Source organism: Candidatus Dormiibacterota bacterium, from assembly GCA_035532835.1.
Classification (GTDB): Bacteria; Vulcanimicrobiota; Vulcanimicrobiia; order Vulcanimicrobiales; family Vulcanimicrobiaceae; genus DAHUXY01.
The window spans coordinates 18,202-36,397 of sequence record DATKQG010000010.1 but is presented as its reverse complement, the minus strand read 5'-3'; the positions used below and the strand labels follow the sequence as shown (position 1 = coordinate 36,397).

Here is an 18,196-nt window from a genome sequence, read left to right as displayed (position 1 = left end):
CTCGGCGATCGCATCGGTCCCGGGCGTGAACGTTCCGATCGGTGGATCCGGCTGGAACAACAACGTTGCGTACATTCGTGGTTCGCAGTCGTTCTTCACCAGCTACGAGTATGACGGCGTCCCCGTCAACCGTGCGTTCGATAACTACAACTCATCGACCGAGTCGAACTTGGGCTTGCAAGAGCTCCAGGTGTACACCGGCGGTGGCCCGGCCAGCAACTCGTCATCGGGTACGTCGGGCTTCATCAACCAGGTCATCAAGACCGGTACCTATCCCGGTTACGCCACCCTCACGGGCGGCATTGCCTCCAGCGCGTTCTACCATATGGCGAAGGTCGAAGCCGGCGGCGCAAGCCCCGACCGTAACTTCAGCTACTACGTAGGCGTCAGCGGCTACAATCAGGACTTCCGCCATTACGACAACAACAACGGCGCAAGCTTGATGGGCCCGGGCGGCATCCTCGCTGACTACTCAACGTCGCCGGCTTATAATTCGGCCGGTCCGATCTACGCTGCCATCCCTGGTGGCGCATATCCGATCTGTAACGCGGACGGCACGACGCCCACCTCCGTGCAGACACAAACAGGGCTGACGAATTTCTGTCTCTTTCAGTACAATGGTTTGTCGGCTTTGCAGAGCAACATCAGCGACCGCGAGAACGTGGTGAACTTCCACTTTGGTATCCCGCGTAAGAACGGTCAGAAAGATGACCTCCAGCTTCTCTGGAGTTCGTCGTCGATGTTGACCCATTACTATGGTTCGCCGAACGACCTCGGCGGCTACAACAACTACATGTTGGCTCAGACGGGCCTCCCATACGTTGCACCGACCTCGCCGATCACGGATTCTCCGTTCGTGACGGGCCAGTTCCCGGTCCAGGCCAACTACCCGTTCTACGTCGATGCGTACGTATTCAACCTGCCATTCGGGGCAAGCGTTACGAATGCAACGCCGGCCCTATACCAGTCGCCGGATAGCCCGGCAAATCGCGAGCCTTTTTCGCAGATTCCCGCAACGCAGCGCGACAGCATCTGGAACGACACGGGTATCGTGAAGCTCCAGTATACGCATCCGCTGAGCGACCGCGCGTACATGCGTCTAGCTGGTTACACGTTCTATTCCGATTGGAATCAGACGGGCCCGCTCTCGGCCGCGGCAAATTACTACTGGGGATACCCATCCCAGCCGGATGCGGCGAACTACCTGCTGTCCACGCATACGACGGGCGGCGAGTTCCAATTCAGCGACCAAGTCAACGATAAGAACTTAGTCTCGTTTACCGCGAACTATACGCGCGCTAATGTGCTGCGCGATAACAACTCCGGTTTCGTTATCGGCGGCCTGTTCGGCATTGCAAGCCCCGTCGGTCTTGTCAGCCAAGACGCGAGCGGTAGCTATACCTGCTACAACGCCACAACCGGTGCCCCCAAGGGCTGCTATAGCCCGAACGTCGGCTACGCGGATACCAAGTTCAACAATCCGGCCGCATTCACGGCCCCCCTGCCCCCAGGCAGCGCTGCTGCCGCGGCTGGTGCCCAGTACATCAACCTCTGGAACGGCCCGACGAAGGGCGCGTACAACTCGGTTAAGCCGCAGTTCACAACGCTCTCGTTGACCGATAACTTCCGTCCGAACGACAAGTGGCTGTTCAACGGCGGCCTCCGCTACGAACAGTACGTCTATGGTTTGGATCCGAGCAACTCGGCGGCGGATAACTTCTACGGCCAAGTGGTCCAGAAGTACATCTGCTACAACACCGCGACCAACCAGGTCTTCACCCCGCCGCTAACCCCGGGTGCGCCTTTCCCGGCGACGCCCTCGTACATTACCGGCGACTGTAACACCGCAGTCAGTACTGCGACCGGCACGACCGCGACGAACTGGGTCCACCCGAACGGTACCGCGCAAGACGGCACCCAATCGACCCTGTGGAACCCCATTTCGCCCAGCTCGTACAAGCTCAACTACTACTCGCTCCGCCTGGCCGGAACGTACACCGAATCGCCCGACACCGTCTGGCGCTTTGAGGGTGGACGCTACATCGAGCCCCCAATCTCGGCCTCGGTGCAGTATCTCGACCAGTCCGGCAACAACGTCCTGAATTGGGCGCAGTTCATCAACTTCGGCTACTTCACGCCGTTCCACAACGTTCCGTCGCAGACGTCGGGTCAGTATGACGTCTCGCTGGAACGCCATATCCGTGGAACCGACGTGAGCTTCAAGATCTCGCCCTTCTACAACCTCACCAACGGCTACCAAGCCCAGGCCTTCATCGGCCCCGGCTTCGTGACCCAGGTGCCGGTCGGGCAGTTCCGGAGCTACGGTATCGAATCGCAGATCACCAAGGGCGACTTCAATCGCAACGGCCTCTCGGGCCAGCTCTCGGTGACCTACACGAACGCCAAGGAACGCTTCCAGAAGATTCTGGCGAATAACCAGATGGATTCCGTTAACCAGGCGATCACCAATTACAACAACCTGACGACCTCGTCGCAGTGCTACACGCCATACGCTGGCGGTACCATCGGCGCACCGGCACCTTGCGGCGTCGGTACGATCGTTAACCCGTACTTCGGCAAGCCGAAGCAGAGCCTCGAAGACCCGAACGGTTGGTATGCACCGGCTGGTATTCTTACCACCCCCGGCTTCTACACCAACTTCGCGTTCTACGATGCTCCGTGGATCTCGTCGCTGATCCTGAACTATCGTCACGATAAGCTCGCGATCACGCCGAGCGTGCAGCTCGTTACCGGCTCGTCGTACGGTTCGCCGTTCGATGTGCAGGGTATCGACCCGCGCACGTGCACCGGCGTCGACCCCAGCGCCAGCGCGCCGGTCGGCCAGTGTAATTACCTCACCGTAGCCGGCGCTGCCGCGACTTCGACCGGCGTGCTGTACATTCCGAATCCGCAGACGGGCTCGTTTGCATCGGTCGGACAGTACCGCAACCCGTCGCTGCTCGTCGGCAACCTCGCGTTGACCTACGACCTCAACCCCCGCGTCACGGCGCACGTCACGCTCACGAACCTCTTCCACACCTGCTTCGGCGGGACGAAGGCCCCGTGGACGAACGCGTACGCTCCGGGACAAAACGTTTGCTCGTATAGCGCAAACGGCTCGTACGTCTCGAACTACCAGCTCGGCGCAGGCGCCGCGAACCCGGGTAACACCGCTGCATACGATGCGGCCGCCAACGGTACGACCCTGTACCCGTGGCAGCAGCAGTCGTACGCGCCGGGAACGGGCTCGTACGCAGGCAGCATCCCAGCTCCGTTCAACGCGTACTTCAACCTCGAGGTCAAGCTCTAGCCTCGCGCTAGCGTAAGACTCCGAAACGGGCAAGAGCCTCCGCATTCGCGGGGGCTCTTCTCTTTTTTGCCGAACTCGCGTGGACTGTGCGATACGGATACCAATGCGAAGAGTGCGAAGCCGCGATATTTCTGGTTACGACACGAACGGAGTTGGCGTGGCTCAAAGACCGCGTCCACGTCGCGCGCGAAGTCGCCAAACACTCCAGCAACGGCCTGGATACTTGGATGATGGACGGCCTCGAGTTCCTCAACGATCACCAAGGCCACGACGTCATGCTAGTAAGCAAACGCTAAGCCCGTGACGCAGATTGTCACACTAGAAACGACGCTCAAGCCGGCCTGAGAGCCTTGCCTTGCGCAGGCTCCCGCGTGATAGGATGGCATGGAGAGGTGCACATGCCGGCCGAATTACGCGATAGGCCCGAAGTCGAGTTGCTCGACGGACGGAAGTATCCCAAGGTGAGCCCCAAGCGCACGCATGGGATGGTCCAACTTGCGATGGCCATGATTCTTGTGCGTTGTGTAGGCGACCGCGGGGATACCGCTACGGAATGGCGCTGCAGGCTGGAGCCGCAGATCGAATTCGTTCCGGACGTAGCGTTTGTTTCGTTCGAACGGCTGCGCCCCTTATCGGAGGCCGAACGCGAAGAGCCCCCGTTTGCGCCCGATGTCGCCGTCGAGATCCGGTCGCCATCCTATCGAGCGGAATACGGCGCGCAGAAAACTGCCGCGTATCTCGCACATGGTTCATTGCTAGTCCTAGATATCGATCCGGAAACGCGAATCGTCTACGCTCACGCGCGAGGCGGTGCTCCTCGTGTCTTCCACGAGAAGCAGACATTCGCGCACGAAAACATGCCGTCACTGCACTTCGAAGTAGCCGAGCTCTTTGCGCGGATCCGCGCTCAGGAGCAATAACCATGCCAAAAACAAAAATGCCGCGCGTCTACACGCGCGGCATTTTTGTTTCAAGCGAGACCTGCTCTACTCGGGGATGCGGAGATGCTGGCCGGGTTGGAGCGATGCGGCGGCGAGGTGATTCGCTTGGCTGATGCGATCGATCGTTTCTTGAACGTCGGCGTTCGGCGCGGAATGCGCGGCCGCGATCGACCAGAGCGTGTCGCCGCGCTGGACGGTGACGGTGGTGTAACGCTGAGCGGTCGCAGCATACAAGCGCATGCCGGAGAGCGTCGGTAGCGTTACCGTCAAGCTCAAGGCGGCTAGTGCAATGATCGGCATCAGGGTTATTTTCTTGCGCGTACTCACCGTTTTTGCTCCTTACTATATCTTGTGGCAAACGAACGTTCGACTACGAAGAGGTCTATAGGTTGGGCCAAACGCCTGTTCGTCCCCTAGATTTTACCACGGACCGGCCAAGCGTTGTCAAGCGGGGCGCGAACGTATGTTTGCCTTCTCGGTCGTTCTTATGTTAAGGTTGTAGGCGAATGTAGTGCCATACGCATGGCACTTTTTGACGCCAACCGGGGGAACTATGACGGAAAAACCGGCTACCGAGCGCCAGCAACAGATTTTGCACGTGATTCATGCCTTTACGAACGAGCAGGGCTACCCGCCCTCGGTCCGCGAGATCGGCGAGCGGGTGGGCCTATCGTCCTCGTCCACGATTCACGCGCACCTCAAGGCGCTCGAAAAACGCGGGATGATCTCGCGCGACGCCACCAAGCCGCGAGCGATGCGCTCGGAGATGCCCGGCGCGCGCCAGCCCGACGCGATGGTGATGCCGATCCTCGGCAAGGTCGCCGCGGGCGTGCCGATCGCCGCGCAAGAGGATCTGGAAGGCGAGTTTCTCTTGCCGATCGGCTTCCTGCCCAAAGCCTCGGATGCGTTCATGCTGCGCGTTCAAGGCGATTCGATGATCGATGCGGCCATCTTGGATGGCGACCTCATCGTCGTGCGGCCGCAGAAATCGGCCGCCAATGGCGAGATCGTGGTCGCGATGCTCGAAGGCGAAGCCACGGTCAAGCGCTTCTATAAAGAAACCGGCCGCGTGCGATTGCAGCCGGAGAATCGCAGCATGGCGCCAATCTACGCGAGCGATGTTGAGATCATCGGTCGCGTTGAGGCTGTCGTCCGCCGGATCTAAGATCGAGGCCTGGTTCGAAGCGCGCGTCGTCCCCGCGATGCGCCGCTTCGGCGATTTCCCCTATGTCGCGGCCGTGCGCGACGCGCTGCCGCCGAGCTTCATCGTCCTGCTCGTGGCGCTGGCGATCCTCCTGCCCTTTAGCCACCAGCCCGGGCCGTTCTTCAGCCGCACGCTCGGGCTGCGCATTTCGCAGGCGCTCCTACCCGCGTTCGGCGTCATGGCGCCGGCGCTCGCGATCGCGCTTTCGATCGCATACGCGCGCAAAGCCGCCCTCTTCGCTGCCCCCATGCTTTTGGGCACGGTGGCGGGGATGGCGCTGGCGCTACCGCGGCCTTTCGGCCCGACGCCCATCACCTATCTGCACGAACTTGGCCCGAGCGGCTTATTTCTGGCGATGCTGGTGGCCGGTGTGGTGGCTGCCGCCATCGCCGTCGCGCGCCGCACCATCGCTTCGCGCCGTCTTGCGGAGTGGGCCGGCGCCGCGGCCGGCGCCGCTATCTTCGCGGCATTTCTCTTCGCGCATATCTCGGTCGCCGGGCTCGTCGCCCAAGCGATGCTGCCGCTCGCGCACCTGGGCGATAGTTACGTTGCGTTGCTCGTCATCGTCTTCGTTGAAACGGCGCTGTGGACCGCGGGGATCCACGGCCCGGCTACGCTTGCGGCGGTGGTGACGCCGCTCTATCTTGCGTTGCAGGCGCAGAACACGCAGGCGTTCATCGCGCACCAACCGCTCCCGCACATCGTGGTTGTCTCGCTGTTTCTCTTCGTCTTTCCCGGAGGCGCGGGCGGGACGTTGCCGCTCGCGGTATTGCTGCTGCGCTCCAGGATTCAACGCTTGCGGCAGACGGGGCGCGTGGCGATCGTGCCGGCATTCTTCAATATCAACGAACCGCTGATTTTCGGAGCACCGATCGTGTTTAATCCGTACCTTGCAATTCCGTTTATCGTCGTACCGATGGTGCTCGCCACGACGACGTACGTCGCGGTCGCGTTGCAGTGGGTCGCGCGCCCGGCGATGTACGTGCCATCTTCAATCCCAACGTTGATCTCCACGTATCTGGCCACGTACGATCTGCGAGCGATCGTGCTCGTGCTCGCCAACGTCGCCATCGCGGCGGTTGTGTATTGGCCGTTCGTGCGCGCATACGAACGGCATTTGGAGGCGGCGGCGTGATTGAATCGCTGTGCCGTCGCTTCTCCATCGACGGCGATCTGCGCGATGCCGCACTACGCGCGCACGCGCGCGTTTCGCACGTTTCGTATGTGGCGCAAACTGAAAACAAGCTGGCGATGCTGGCGGCCTTTATGGATGCGGGTTTGAGCGAAAGCGATCTGGCCGGATCGACCGGGTACGGGTACGACGACGCCGCTCGCGCTTCATACGAAAGCCTGATCGCGCGCATCTTCGGTACGGAGCGCGCGCTCGCGCGGCTCTCGCTCGTGAGCGGTACGCATGCGATCGTCACGGCGCTGGCGGCTTGCACGCCGCCGGGGCGGAGCATCATCTCGATCGCAGGCCGCCCGTACGATACGTTGCGCAACGCCATCTGCGACGCACCGTTCGCGCTGGTCGAACAGGGCGTGCGCTACGACGAGGTCTCGTTGCTTCGCGACGGTACGGTGGATCTGGACGGCGTCGCCGCGGCGCTCGAGCGCGCGCCGGACGCGACGGTCTTCGTCCAGCGCTCGCGCGGGTACGCGCCGCGGCCCTCGCTCGATATTGCGGCCTGCGAGCGCATCTTTGCCGCCGTCAAGGCCGCGGCGCCGGCGGCGACGATCTTGGTCGATAATTGCTACGGCGAGTTGGTCGAAACGCGCGAGCCCACCCACGTCGGGGCCGATCTCGTCATGGGATCGCTCATCAAGAACCTCGGGGGCACGCTCGCGCCGGGTGGCGGGTATGTGGCCGGGCGGGCCGATCTCATCGAACGCGTAGCCGCGCGGTTGTACGCTCCGGGTCTGCGCGATGCGCTCGGCCCGACGTTCGGGTTCGGCCGCGCCTTCGTGCACGGGCTCTTTCTGGCGCCGCTCGTCGTGGAGCAGACGCTTCGCGGGCTCGATTTCGCCGCCGCGCTCTTCGAGGATCTCGGCTACGCCGTGGACCCGATGCCCGGCGTGCCGCGCACCGATATCGTGCAGGCCATCCGCCTGGGAAGCCGCGATGCGCTCGTGCGCTTCGCCGAAGGCTTGCAGCGAGCCATGCCGTTGAACGCCCGCTTCCGCCCGGAGCCGGGCCCCGTCCCCGGCTATGCCGATCCGGTGATCATGTCGAGCGGGTCCTTCGTCGGCGGGGCGACCATCGAGCTCTCCTGCGACGCGCCGCTCAGAGAGCCGTTCGAGGTCTATTTGCAGGGCGGAATGGTTGCCGAGCACACCATCGCCGGCGCCCTTCTGGCGGCGCGTGCGGTTCGGGGTTGAAGGCCGCCGTCCGAGCGCAGAGAACCGTAACCCCCGTGAGTACCAGAGAGGATCAATCGCACGGGCGGCGTTTTATCCGAGCGCACGTCGAAGTTCCGGTAACACTCATCGTTCCGGGCGAAGAGTTGATTTTGGACGCGCGCTCGATCGACGTGAGCCGCGGCGGAATGCGCGTCGCTACCTCGGCCGACGTGCCGGCCGGGCACTTGGTCGTGCTGCGCTTTACGCTCCCGGAGGGCGAGCGCGAATTATTGGTTCGCGGCCGAGTCGTGCTCTCGTTTTACGACAATGCGGCCGAGAGTTACGCGCACGGCGTCGCTTTCACCCAGTACACCCCGCAAGACCACGACGAAATCAGCCGCTTCGTAACTGCGTCGTCCGAAGCAACCGACGCGCTCTAGCGCGGCAAGCGGTCCCCTACTCTTGCTTTCCGCCCAAGAACCCGTAGAAGAAATAGCGGTTTCCGTCGTTCGTGGTCACAACGATTCTCGTGTCCTGTAGCTCGGCGGCGGTCACCGTTTTACCCACGAGCGTTTCGAGAATAGCCTGCGCCTGGAGGAACTCAGCCTCCCGCAGGGCATCCGGCTCCACCTCTATGAGCTGTAGGAGCTCGTCGATTCGGTCGTTCATGGTCACTCTTTGAATAATCGTCCGAAGATGGGTTTTTGTTAGCTTCTCTTAACCAAATCGGCCCGGCGCCAGGAGGCACACGGGCGCACCAGAGAAGGGCACGCTGCCATGTACCTGCTTGAAGTTCTCAGCGGACCGCTCGATGGAAAGACCTGGTCCTTCGAGCAAGAGATCACGATCGGACGCGACGACGCGCTCGCCGAGGCGTGCATCGCGCTCGATCGTTACGTCTCACGCAAACACGCGAAGCTGTTTGCCTCCGGCGAGACCCTGCTGTTGACCGATCTCGAAAGCCGCAACGGCACCAAGCTCGACGGTGCCGCGGTCTCCGGCGAGGCGTCGCTTGGAATCGGCGTCCCCTTCATCGTGGGGCGCACCGTTCTGCGCGTCACCCACGTCTCGTAGCCTCCCCGCATGCAACTCGCCGCGACCCTCGCGCAGGCCGACGCGCTCTTTGAAATTCTGCCGCGGCCGGTCGGCTTTATCCCAACCATGGGCGCCTTGCACGACGGCCATCTGGCCCTCGTACGCCGCGCGCGTGAAGAGTGCGTTGCGGTCGTCGCGTCGGTGTTCGTGAACCCGTTGCAGTTTGCGGCCGGCGAAGATCTCGATCGCTACCCGCGAGATTTTGAAGGCGACCGCGAAAAACTCGCGCATGCCGGCGTCGACGTGCTCTTTGCCCCACCGAACGACGCGATGTATCCGCCGGGTTTTTCCACCGGCATCGACGTCGGGGCGATCGGAGCCGGCTTCGAAGGCGCGGCGCGCCCGACCCATTTTCGCGGCGTCGCTACGGTGGTGGGGAAGCTTTTGCACCTCGTTAAGCCCGACCGGCTCTACCTCGGGCAAAAAGATGCGCAGCAAACCGCCGTCGTGCGGCGCATGGTGCGCGATCTCGCTTTCGATGCGCAGGTGGTCGTCGTTCCGACGGTGCGCGAGGCCGACGGCCTGGCTCTTTCGAGCCGCAACGCTTATTTGAGTGCCGCCGAGCGCGCGGCCGCGCCGAGTTTGCACGCATCGTTGCTGGCGTTTCGCGATGCGCTCGCCCAGGGTGCGAGCAAAGCGCAGGCATACGAACGTGCCAAGACGATCGTCGATCCCCTCGCGCATCTACACTATCTCGACATCGTCGACGCGCAAACGTTCGAGCCGCTCGAAACCCTGCGGTCGGATGCGTTCGCGATCGGCGCCGCGAACTTCGGGGCGACCCGGTTGCTCGATAACCTTTGGATCGAGTCGCTATGAACGGCGTACGCGTTTTGCTCGGCGTGTGCGGCGGCATCGCCGCCTACAAAGCTGCGGCGCTTACCAGCACGCTGGTGCAACGCGGCGTCGAGCTCGACGTCATCTTGACGGCATCGGCGGAGCGTTTTATCGCGCCGCTCACCTTCGCATCGCTCACCGCGCGCCCAGTATTCGGCTCATTGTGGGACGCCCCGGAGCGCATTCCGCACATACGACTCGTTCGCGAAGCGCAAGCGATCCTCATCGCTCCCGCCACCGCTAACGTCATCGCGAAGCTCGCGCACGGCATCGCCGACGATCTGCTCACCACGGCCGTGCTCGCGGCGCGCATCCCCGTCGTCATCGCGCCGGCGATGAATAGTGCGATGTACGAGCATCCCGCAACGGTCGCGAACCTGGCGTTATTGCGCGAGCGCGGATACGAAATCGTCGAACCGGAACGCGGCTTCTTGGCCGAGCGCGAGAGCGGGACCGGACGGCTTGCGAGCGAGGAACGGCTGATCGAGGCGCTCGAACGCGCGTTGCGCCGCCGCAACTCGCTTGCGGGGAAGCGCATCGCCATCACCGCCGGCCCAACGCGCGAAGCCTTCGATCCGATTCGTTTCGTGAGCAACGCTTCCACCGGGGCGATCGGCATAGCACTCGCGCGCGAAGCGGCGCTCCGCGGCGCCGAGGTCGTGCTGCTGCTCGGGCCGACGCTGCTCGAACCTCCGGCGCAGGTGACGACCGTGCGGTTCACCACCGCGCGCGAATTGTTCGATGCCGCGATGCGGCACGCGGTGGGAGCCGATTGGACGATTGCAACGGCGGCCGTCGCCGATTATCGCCCGGCCGAAACCGCGGCTTCAAAACTCAAGAAGAGCGATGGCGATTTGCTCGTGCGTTTCGAACGCAATCCCGACGTGCTGGCGACTCTGGGCGAACGTAAAGGCGGCAGCAAATTGGTGGGGTTCGCCGCCGAAACCGACGACCACGAGGCCAACGCTCGCGAAAAGTTGCGCAACAAACACCTCGATGCGATCGTGCTCAACGACGTGCGCGACGAGCGCGGCTTCGGCCTCGTGCAGAGCACGCTGACGTTGCTGTGGGGCGCCAAGGATAAACGGGAAATCGGCACCGGTACCAAACCGCATCTAGCCGCGCGGTTGCTCGACGCATTGGAAGAGGTGCTCGGATGCTCTTAGCGATCGACGTCGGGAACACCGAGACCAAACTCGGCTGCTTTTCGCCCAGCGGCGAGGTGCAGCATATGTGGCGCGTCACGACCGAGCTGCGGCGCACGGCCGACGAATACGGCGTCTTCTTCACGCAATTATTCGCGACCCAAGGGCTCGATCACCGAGCGATCGACGCCGTCGCGATCGCTAGCGTCGTACCGAACCTCGACCGCATTCTCGAGAGCGCGTGCGAGCGGTTCTTCGGCGCGACCCCGATGTTTCTAAAGGCGCACAAACAAACGTTGATGCCGGTGCGCACCGATCGCCCTTCGGAAGTCGGCGCCGATTTGGTCGCGGCCGCGATCGGCGGGCGGGCTCGCTACGGTGCCCCGCTGATCGTGATTAGCTACGGTACCGCAACGGTCTTCATGGCGATTTCGCAGGCCGGCGAATACATGGGCGTGGCGATCGCGCCGGGCATCAATACCTCGATCGACGCGCTGGTCGGCAACACCGCGAAACTCCCGCAGATCGCGCTCGAAGCGCCCGAGCGCGCGATCGGTCGCAACACGATCGAAGCGTTGCAAGCCGGGATCGTCTACGGTTTCGTCGGGCAGACCGAGGCGCTGGTCGGCCGCATGCGCGAGGAACTGGGCGCGCACGCGCGCGTCGTGGCCACCGGCGGTTTGGCCGAGGTCATCGCCAAACATTCGGCGCAGATCGAGCTGGTCGACCCCCACCTGAGCATGATCGGATTACGCCTCTTCCACGAATCCTTGGCTGTGCTATAGTAGGGGGCGCCATGCCACCCACGGTCGCCCCGCTGCAGATCGGCAGCCACCAGATTTGGCCGCCCCTCGTGCTCGCGCCGATGTCCGGCGTTACCAACCGGACGATGCGCGCGCTCTATAAGCCCTTTGGCTTGGGCCTGACCGTGACGGAATTCGTCTCGTCCAACGCGCTGAAGTACACGAACAAGCGCACGATGGAGATGATCGATCAGCACGGCCTCGAGAAGCCCGTTTCCACGCAGCTCTGGGGCGACGATCCAGAGGCGATGGCCGCAGCCGCAAAGGTCGTGCGCGAGTGCGGCGCCGACATCGTCGACATCAACTTCGGTTGCCCCGCCCCCAAGGTCACGAAAACCAACGGCGGCTCCGCCTGCCTGCGCGACGTCGAACGCTGCGAAGCGATCATGGATGCGGTCGTGCGCGCGGTCGATTGCCCGGTCACGATGAAGATGCGTTTGGGTTGGACCGAAACGGACCTGGTCTATATCGACGTCGCGCAGCGCGCGCAGCGCGTCGGCGTGCAAGCGGTAACACTGCATGCACGCACGGCGCGCCAGTTTTACAAAGGCAGCGCCGATTGGGAGCATATCGCGCGCCTCAAGGCGGCGATCGATATTCCGGTAATCGGTAACGGCGATCTCGACGACGCGCATCTGGCGATGGAGCGCATGCGCGCGAGCGGCGTCGATGCGATCATGCTCGGGCGCGCGACGCTCGGCAACCCCTGGCTCATCTCGCAGATTCGCGACCTCATGGAGGGCCGCGCCGCGCAGCCGACGCCGCCGGCGGCGGATCGTTTACGCTTCTGCATCGAACACTACGACCGTATGGTGGAGGAGCAAGGCGAATCGCGCGCGGTTCCCCAGATGCGCAAGCACGTCGCGTTGTACTTGAAAGGCATCGCGGGAGCCGCGGTGTTGCGCGAGCGCATCATGCGCATCGCCGGCGCCGGCGAAGCGAAAGCGGTTCTTCAGGAAGCGATCGATCGGCTTGAAGCCGAAGCGACTATCGCGGCTTAGCTTCTACCGCTTCGATCCGCACTTCGATTCGCCCAAGCCGGCAATCCATCGCATCGAATTGCACGTCGTGCCGGTCGAGGTGTCGTCTGATCGCATCGAGTTGTACGTCGTGCCGCGCGAGGTGGGCTTCGATGCCTTCGAATCGGCGGTCTACGCCATCAAATCGGCGGTCGATGCCTTCAAAACGGCGATCTATTGCATCAAAACGTGTCTCTACCGCTGCTCGGAAATCGAGCATGGCGTCGAGGAGTTCGCGTGTCGTCGGCTGCGCGTCCATGGTGGCACTCTGGCATACGGAAGTTGCCAAGATGTTTCCTCCGGATGGACGGTTATCGAAGAGCAAGGCAGGCGGGTAGCGAAGGAAGCGGATCATGTTGGAATCACGGGACGCCCTGTACGGCGCCGCCTCGCCGCAAGAGTTGGCGAACGAGGTGTTCGAAAACTATCGGCAGTACGTGAACCCGCCGTTGGCGCGCGTCATGAAACTCTCGGCCTCGCCGATCGAGGTGCGGGCGCAAGGTACGACGATTTGGGACCACCGGGGCAAGGCGTACCTCGATTTCGCGGGCGGATACGGCGTCTTCACGCTCGGGCACTCCCATCCGCGCGTGGTCGCGGCGGTCAAGGCCCAGCTCGACCTGATGTCGCTCTCGGGAAAAACGATGTTCAACGTGCTGCTCGGGCGCGTCTCGAAGCGACTTGCGGAGATCACGCCCGGCGATCTGCAGATCTCGTTCTGGTGCAATAGCGGCACCGAAGCGGTGGAAGGGGCGATCAAACTCGCTCGCCGCGCGACCGGGCGCGCCACCATCGTCGCCACCCACGATGCCTACCACGGCAAGACGTTCGGAGCCCTCTCGATCAGCGGCCGGGAGACGTTTCAGGCCCCTTTTCGCCCACTCTTGGCCGACGTCGTCCACATCCCGTTCGGCGATGCGAGCGCTCTGGATCGGGCGCTCGAAGGCGCGGCCGCATTCGTCGTCGAGCCGGTACAGGGCGAAGGCGGCGTCAATATTCCGCCACCCGGCTACCTGCGGGCCGCCCGTGAGGCCTGCGACCGCGCGGGCGCCCTGCTGATCGCCGACGAGGTGCAGACGGGCCTCGGGCGCTGCGGGACGCTCTTCGGATGCGATCGCGACGGGGTCGTGCCCGACGTCATGACGCTCGCGAAGGGGCTCTCCGGCGGCGTCATGCCGGCCGGCGCCTACATCGCGCGGGCGAGCGTCTGGAATGCCGCCTACGCCAAGGCGCCGCTCTTGCATACCTCCACCTTCGGCGGCGGCGAACTGGCCTGCGCGGCGGCCCTGGCGGCCATGGACGTCCTCCAGGAGGATGGCCTCGTGGAAAACGCCCGCGTGCGCGGAGCGCAGTTGCTCGACGGGTGCCGGGCCATCGCGGCCGAGTACCCCGAGGTTATCCGCGAGGCCCGCGGCCTCGGCTTATTGGTCGGGGTCGAACTCACGAACGAAGGATACGGCGGCTGGATTATCCCCGAGATGGTGAAGGCCGGCGTGACGGCGGCGTGGACGCTCAATCAGCAACGCGTGATTCGGCTCGAGCCGCCGCTGGTCGTCACCGCGGATGAGGTCGAGCGCGCTTTGGGCGCGCTGCGGGCAGGGGTGGCAACCGCCGTTCAGAAGCTAGGGCGCTTGTAAAAATGCCCTACGTAGAAACCTCGATTGCCATCGCGGCCCCGGCCCGAGTGGTGTACGAACTTGCCAAGGACCAAGAGCGTTTTCCGCAGTTCATGCCGGACGTTGAAGCCGTCACGGTCTTGGAAGTACACCCCGACCATACCCTCTCGCGCTGGAAGACGCTGGTCGAAGAGGCGCCGATCGAGTGGATCGAGGAAGATCGCTTCTACGACGACGCGTTGCGCATCGAGTACAAGCTGCTGGAAGGCGACTTGGACACCTTCGAAGGCGCGTGGACGTTCGACGAGCGCGACGGGGTGACGTACGTCAAACTTACCGTCGACTACGATTTCGGCGTCCCGACGCTGGCGGAGTTGATCGGCCCGACGCTGCAGAAGAAGGTCGTGGAGAATAGTGAGATGATGCTGGCCGCACTGAAGAACGAAGCCGAACGGCCGTGAGCGCGAATACGCCGAAGTTTTGTTTCGTCGTGCACCCGCTCTCGCTCGACGACGTCGCGCGATACGAGCCCGGGGCAAAAGGGAAGGGCGCGCCGATCGTGCGCAAGATCATGGAGTGGATGCCGCCCTGGAACGCCGTCCACGTTACCGGCGTGCGCACGCCGGACGGGCGGGAGACCGAGGGCTGGTTCGTCAGCGCGCCGCTGCTCCCCGAGCAGATGATGGAGTTCCCGCGCGAAGAGGTGTACACGCGCATCCTGCGCGCGATCGAGATCGGCGTCGAGATGGGCGCGCAGATCGCGGGCTTGGGCGCATTTACCGCCGTCGTCGGCGACGGCGGCGTGACCATTGCAGAACGTTCGCCGATCCCGGTAACGACCGGCAATTCGCTGACCATTGCGGCCGGGGTGCATAGCTTCTTTCGAGGCGCGGACGAGATGGGCATCGATCCCGCGGCGTCAACCGTGGTGGTCGTCGGAGCGACCGGTTCGATCGGCGCCGCATGCGTTAAATTGATCGCTCCCCGGGTCGGACACATCATTTTGGTCGCGCGCAACGCGACGCGCTTGGCGAAGTTTCACGAACAGATCGCACCGGAATTACCGTGCGAGTCGTCGTTTACGACCGATATCTCGGCGGCGGTACGCCGCGCGCAACTGATTCTCACCGCGACGTCGTCCACGCAGGACGTGATCGAGCCCGAAGATTTGCAGACCGGATCGGTCGTATGCGAACTCTCGCTGCCGCACGACGTTAGCCGCCGCGTCGCTACCGAGCGCCCCGACGTGCTCGTTACCGAGGGCGGTAACATGGTGGTCCCCGGAACGCCGTACTTCGAACGCGTCCGCGAACCCGGAAGCGAATTCGATCTGAATCTCCCCCCGCGCACGGCCCTGGCCTGCATGAGCGAGACGATGGTGCTCGCATTGGAAAATCGGCTGGAGTCGTTTACCCTCGGTCGCGGCATCGACGTGCAGAAGGTGATGGAGATCGACGAAATGGCGAAACGCTGCGGATTTACGCTGGCGGGAATGCGCTCGTTCGATACCGCCGTGACGGCGGAGCGGATCGCGCAGATTCGCGAAGCCGCCGACGCGCGCCGGCGAGTGCTCGCATCGTGAGGACGGCATGAAACGCATCGTCTCGGTCTCTTTGGGCTCCTCGACTCGCGACCATCGCGCGATCGTGTCGTTGCTCGGCGAAGATTTCGACATCTCGCGCATCGGAATGGACGGTAAACTCGATGCGGCGATCGCCAAAGTGCGCGAACTCGACGGTACGGTCGATGCGATCGGCCTGGGCGGCATCGACGTGTACCTCTACGCGGGATCGAAGCGCTATGCGCTGCGCGACGGCCTGCGTTTGCTCGAAGCCGCGAAGATTACGCCGGTGGTCGACGGCAGCGGCTTGAAGAACACGCTCGAGCGAAAGGCCGTTGGGTTCATGCAGAGCGCGCTCGGGATCGATTTGCGCGGCAAGCACGTGCTGATGGTGAGCGCGCTCGATCGCTTCGGCATGGCGCAAGCGCTGGTGGATGCCGGAGCCGACGTGATGTTCGGCGACTTCATTTTCGCACTCGATAAAGACATGCCGGTGCGCGGGCTGCACGAGTTCGAGCTCTTGGCCGAAAAATATCTGCCCGACGCATGCAAGTTGCCGTTTCAGTTTTTCTATCCGACCGGCAAAAAGCAAGACAAGCCGCCCGAGCCGAAATACCCGCAGTATTACGCGGAAGCGGAAATCATCGCGGGCGATTTCCACTTCATGCGCCAGTTCATGCCGGATCGCTTGGATGGCAAGATCGTCCTGACGAACACCGTCACGCAAGCGAACATCGACGAATTGCGCGACCGCGGCGTCAAGCTGCTGATCACGACGACGCCGGATTTCGACGGCCGCTCGTTCGGCACCAACGTCATCGAAGCGGCGCTGCTGGCGTTACTCGGAAAAAAATGGGCCGACATCACGCCGGGCGATTACGAGCGCGTTCTCGACGAGTTGCATCTCGAACCGCGCGTCATCACGCTGAACTAAATGCCATCGCGGCGCCTGCCCAAGGTGCTGAAATTTTTCGATATCTCGGTGCTCGCAAGCGCATCGATGGGGCCGGCCTATTCGCTCGCCTCGACGATGGGGCCGATGGTGGCGGCGGCCGGCGGCGCGGCTCCGCTCGCGTTGATCGCGTTGGGTGCGATCATGCTGTGCATGGCGGTCGCGTTCGCGCAGCTCTCGCGCGTCGCACCCAACGCGGGGTCTTCGTATTCGTGGATCCGCATGGCGTTCGGCCACCGCGTCGGCGCCTACGGCGCGTGGCTGCTGTTGCTTTCGAATTTCTTTGCGACGATGGCGACCGCGGTCCCGGCCGGAATCTATACCCTGGAGCTGGTCGCGCCGGCCCGCGCGCAGGACCCGCTCTGGGCGGCGTGCGTGGGCGGGGTGTGGATCGTTGCGAGCTCGGTGCTGCTGTACGTCGGCATCCGGCCGACGGCGATGGTCACGTTGGTTGCGCTGGCGGTCGAGCTCGTGGTCCTGGCGGCCAGCGCGGTGGCCGCGGAGTTCTTGCCCCACGCGCCAGTCGCAAGCGTGGCGCACGCCGCGGCCCTTCCGGTGCTGCCGCTCTCCGTCGCCGGGTTCATCGGGGCGATGACGCTGGGCATCTGGATGAGCGACGGTTGGGAGATCTCCGCCTCGGCGAGCGAGGAAGTGGACGACGACGCTTCGGCGTCGGGGCGGGGCGGCATGGCCGGCCTGGTGGTCACCATCGTTCTGCTCGTGCTTTGCATGGTCGCCTATCTGCATCTCGGGACGCCGGCGGGGTTCGCCGCCCACCAAGCGGACTCGCTCGCCTACGTGAGCGATTTGCTCGGCGGCGGCGCGTGGCGGTTCGCCATCGTCATCACGGTGATGCTCTCGACGCTCTCGACGCTATGGACCACGATTCTGTACCTCTCTCGCTCGGTCTATGCGATGGGCCGGGACGGCGTGCTCCCGCGCGTCCTAGGCCGCTTAGACGGGCGCAGCGAGCCCCTCTGGGCGCTTGCCGCCGTCGCCGCGCTGGTGACGGTCTGCGAACTGGTGACCGGCCTTTCGCCCAGCGCCGCCGACCAGCTCGATGTGGTAGTCAACGCCTCCTCGGTATTCCTGGGGTTGCTATTCGTGTTCAGCGCGGCGGCGGCCGCGCGGCAGTTCTGGCCGAGCCGCGCCGTGGCGCTCCCCCTGCTCGGGGCGATCGCGCTGCTGGCCGTGCTCGGAGCCACGATCGGATCGGAGAACCGGCAGCTTCAGTGGTACGCATGGGCGGGCGTGATTCTGGGAATACCCTTTGCGTTCTGGCGCGGCAGGGCCACGCTCTGACCTCGCGAACCAACCGCGCCAGCGTCCCGCGGGGCGCGCTTCTCGTTCCACGGGCACCTGTGGGCGCTACA

The 18,196-nt window shown here is 63.7% G+C and carries 20 protein-coding genes; 17 read left to right on the top strand and 3 right to left on the bottom strand.

Annotated features, from left to right (window positions below):
* From VMW12_01370 to VMW12_01360, 3 genes are all read left to right on the top strand, one after another.
* A partial coding sequence (locus VMW12_01370) for a Plug domain-containing protein (protein HUZ48369.1) occupies positions 1-3,310 on the top strand: 3,310 nt, incomplete at its 5' end.
* 86 nt (positions 3,311-3,396) lie between these two features.
* Positions 3,397-3,606 carry a hypothetical protein gene (locus tag VMW12_01365; GenBank protein ID HUZ48368.1) on the top strand — a complete coding sequence of 70 codons (210 nt, stop codon included), beginning with the start codon at positions 3,397-3,399 and terminating at the stop codon, positions 3,604-3,606.
* Between the two features lie 102 nt (positions 3,607-3,708).
* Positions 3,709-4,230 carry a Uma2 family endonuclease gene (locus tag VMW12_01360; protein HUZ48367.1) on the top strand — a complete coding sequence of 174 codons (522 nt, stop codon included), beginning with the start codon at positions 3,709-3,711 and terminating at the stop codon, positions 4,228-4,230.
* A gap of 66 nt (positions 4,231-4,296) precedes the next feature.
* Here the strand turns inward: VMW12_01360 and VMW12_01355 are convergent, their stop codons facing one another.
* Entirely contained in the window at positions 4,297-4,578 is a 282-nt protein-coding gene (locus VMW12_01355; GenBank protein HUZ48366.1) for a LysM peptidoglycan-binding domain-containing protein, read from the bottom strand.
* A gap of 226 nt (positions 4,579-4,804) precedes the next feature.
* Between VMW12_01355 and lexA the strand changes: the two genes are divergently transcribed.
* The 4 genes from lexA to VMW12_01335 are packed head-to-tail and all read left to right on the top strand — an operon-like array spanning position 4,805 to position 8,235.
* Positions 4,805-5,416, top strand: a complete 612-nt coding sequence (lexA, locus tag VMW12_01350; protein HUZ48365.1) for a transcriptional repressor LexA — start codon at positions 4,805-4,807, stop codon at positions 5,414-5,416.
* Positions 5,370-6,590, top strand: a complete 1,221-nt coding sequence (locus tag VMW12_01345; GenBank protein HUZ48364.1) for a PTS transporter subunit EIIC — start codon at positions 5,370-5,372, stop codon at positions 6,588-6,590. The genes lexA and VMW12_01345 overlap by 47 nt, the downstream gene beginning before the upstream one ends.
* A complete protein-coding gene (locus tag VMW12_01340) occupies positions 6,587-7,834 on the top strand; it encodes a methionine gamma-lyase family protein (GenBank protein HUZ48363.1) in 1,248 nt (415 codons plus the stop codon). Before VMW12_01345 ends, VMW12_01340 begins: the two co-directional genes overlap by 4 nt.
* A gap of 35 nt (positions 7,835-7,869) precedes the next feature.
* Positions 7,870-8,235, top strand: coding sequence for a PilZ domain-containing protein (locus VMW12_01335; GenBank protein HUZ48362.1), 366 nt, complete (start codon positions 7,870-7,872; stop codon positions 8,233-8,235).
* A gap of 16 nt (positions 8,236-8,251) precedes the next feature.
* Here the strand turns inward: VMW12_01335 and VMW12_01330 are convergent, their stop codons facing one another.
* Positions 8,252-8,464, bottom strand: coding sequence for a hypothetical protein (locus VMW12_01330; GenBank protein HUZ48361.1), 213 nt, complete (start codon positions 8,462-8,464; stop codon positions 8,252-8,254).
* Between the two features lie 108 nt (positions 8,465-8,572).
* Between VMW12_01330 and VMW12_01325 the strand changes: the two genes are divergently transcribed.
* Genes VMW12_01325 through dusB form a run of 5 tightly spaced genes read left to right on the top strand, consistent with a single transcriptional unit; the run spans position 8,573 to position 12,676 of the window.
* Positions 8,573-8,869, top strand: coding sequence for an FHA domain-containing protein (locus VMW12_01325; GenBank protein HUZ48360.1), 297 nt, complete (start codon positions 8,573-8,575; stop codon positions 8,867-8,869).
* A 9-nt stretch (positions 8,870-8,878) separates the two neighbouring features.
* Positions 8,879-9,709 (top strand): pantoate--beta-alanine ligase, encoded by an 831-nt coding sequence (panC, locus tag VMW12_01320; protein ID HUZ48359.1) that lies wholly within the window; start codon positions 8,879-8,881, stop codon positions 9,707-9,709.
* A complete protein-coding gene (gene coaBC / locus VMW12_01315) occupies positions 9,706-10,893 on the top strand; it encodes a bifunctional phosphopantothenoylcysteine decarboxylase/phosphopantothenate--cysteine ligase CoaBC (protein ID HUZ48358.1) in 1,188 nt (395 codons plus the stop codon). Before panC ends, coaBC begins: the two co-directional genes overlap by 4 nt.
* Positions 10,884-11,657, top strand: a complete 774-nt coding sequence (locus VMW12_01310) for a type III pantothenate kinase (protein ID HUZ48357.1) — start codon at positions 10,884-10,886, stop codon at positions 11,655-11,657. The genes coaBC and VMW12_01310 overlap by 10 nt, the downstream gene beginning before the upstream one ends.
* Positions 11,658-11,668: 11 nt before the next feature.
* Entirely contained in the window at positions 11,669-12,676 is a 1,008-nt protein-coding gene (gene dusB / locus VMW12_01305) for a tRNA dihydrouridine synthase DusB (GenBank protein ID HUZ48356.1), read from the top strand.
* Here the strand turns inward: dusB and VMW12_01300 are convergent.
* On the bottom strand, positions 12,663-12,983 hold the full coding sequence (locus VMW12_01300; protein HUZ48355.1) for a hypothetical protein: 321 nt from the start codon (positions 12,981-12,983) through the stop codon (positions 12,663-12,665). The two genes, dusB and VMW12_01300, sit on opposite strands and share 14 nt — an antisense overlap.
* A 64-nt stretch (positions 12,984-13,047) precedes the next feature.
* Here VMW12_01300 and VMW12_01295 point away from each other — a divergent pair, with 64 nt between their 5' ends.
* From VMW12_01295 to VMW12_01275, 5 genes are read left to right on the top strand one after another with little or no spacing between them, the layout of a single operon-like run.
* On the top strand, positions 13,048-14,331 hold the full coding sequence (locus VMW12_01295; protein ID HUZ48354.1) for an aspartate aminotransferase family protein: 1,284 nt from the start codon (positions 13,048-13,050) through the stop codon (positions 14,329-14,331).
* A gap of 2 nt (positions 14,332-14,333) precedes the next feature.
* Complete coding sequence (locus VMW12_01290) at positions 14,334-14,771, top strand: SRPBCC family protein (protein ID HUZ48353.1); 438 nt, start codon at positions 14,334-14,336, stop codon at positions 14,769-14,771.
* The gene (locus VMW12_01285; GenBank protein HUZ48352.1) at positions 14,768-15,892 is read left to right on the top strand and encodes a shikimate dehydrogenase; all 1,125 of its coding nucleotides are present in this window, start codon (positions 14,768-14,770) and stop codon (positions 15,890-15,892) included. Before VMW12_01290 ends, VMW12_01285 begins: the two co-directional genes overlap by 4 nt.
* Positions 15,893-15,899: 7 nt before the next feature.
* Positions 15,900-16,805, top strand: coding sequence for a quinate 5-dehydrogenase (locus VMW12_01280; GenBank protein ID HUZ48351.1), 906 nt, complete (start codon positions 15,900-15,902; stop codon positions 16,803-16,805).
* Positions 16,806-18,125: an APC family permease gene (locus VMW12_01275; GenBank protein ID HUZ48350.1), complete on the top strand. Its 1,320-nt coding sequence runs from the start codon at positions 16,806-16,808 to the stop codon at positions 18,123-18,125. It begins immediately after the preceding gene.
* The last annotated feature ends 71 nt before the right edge of the window (positions 18,126-18,196 follow it).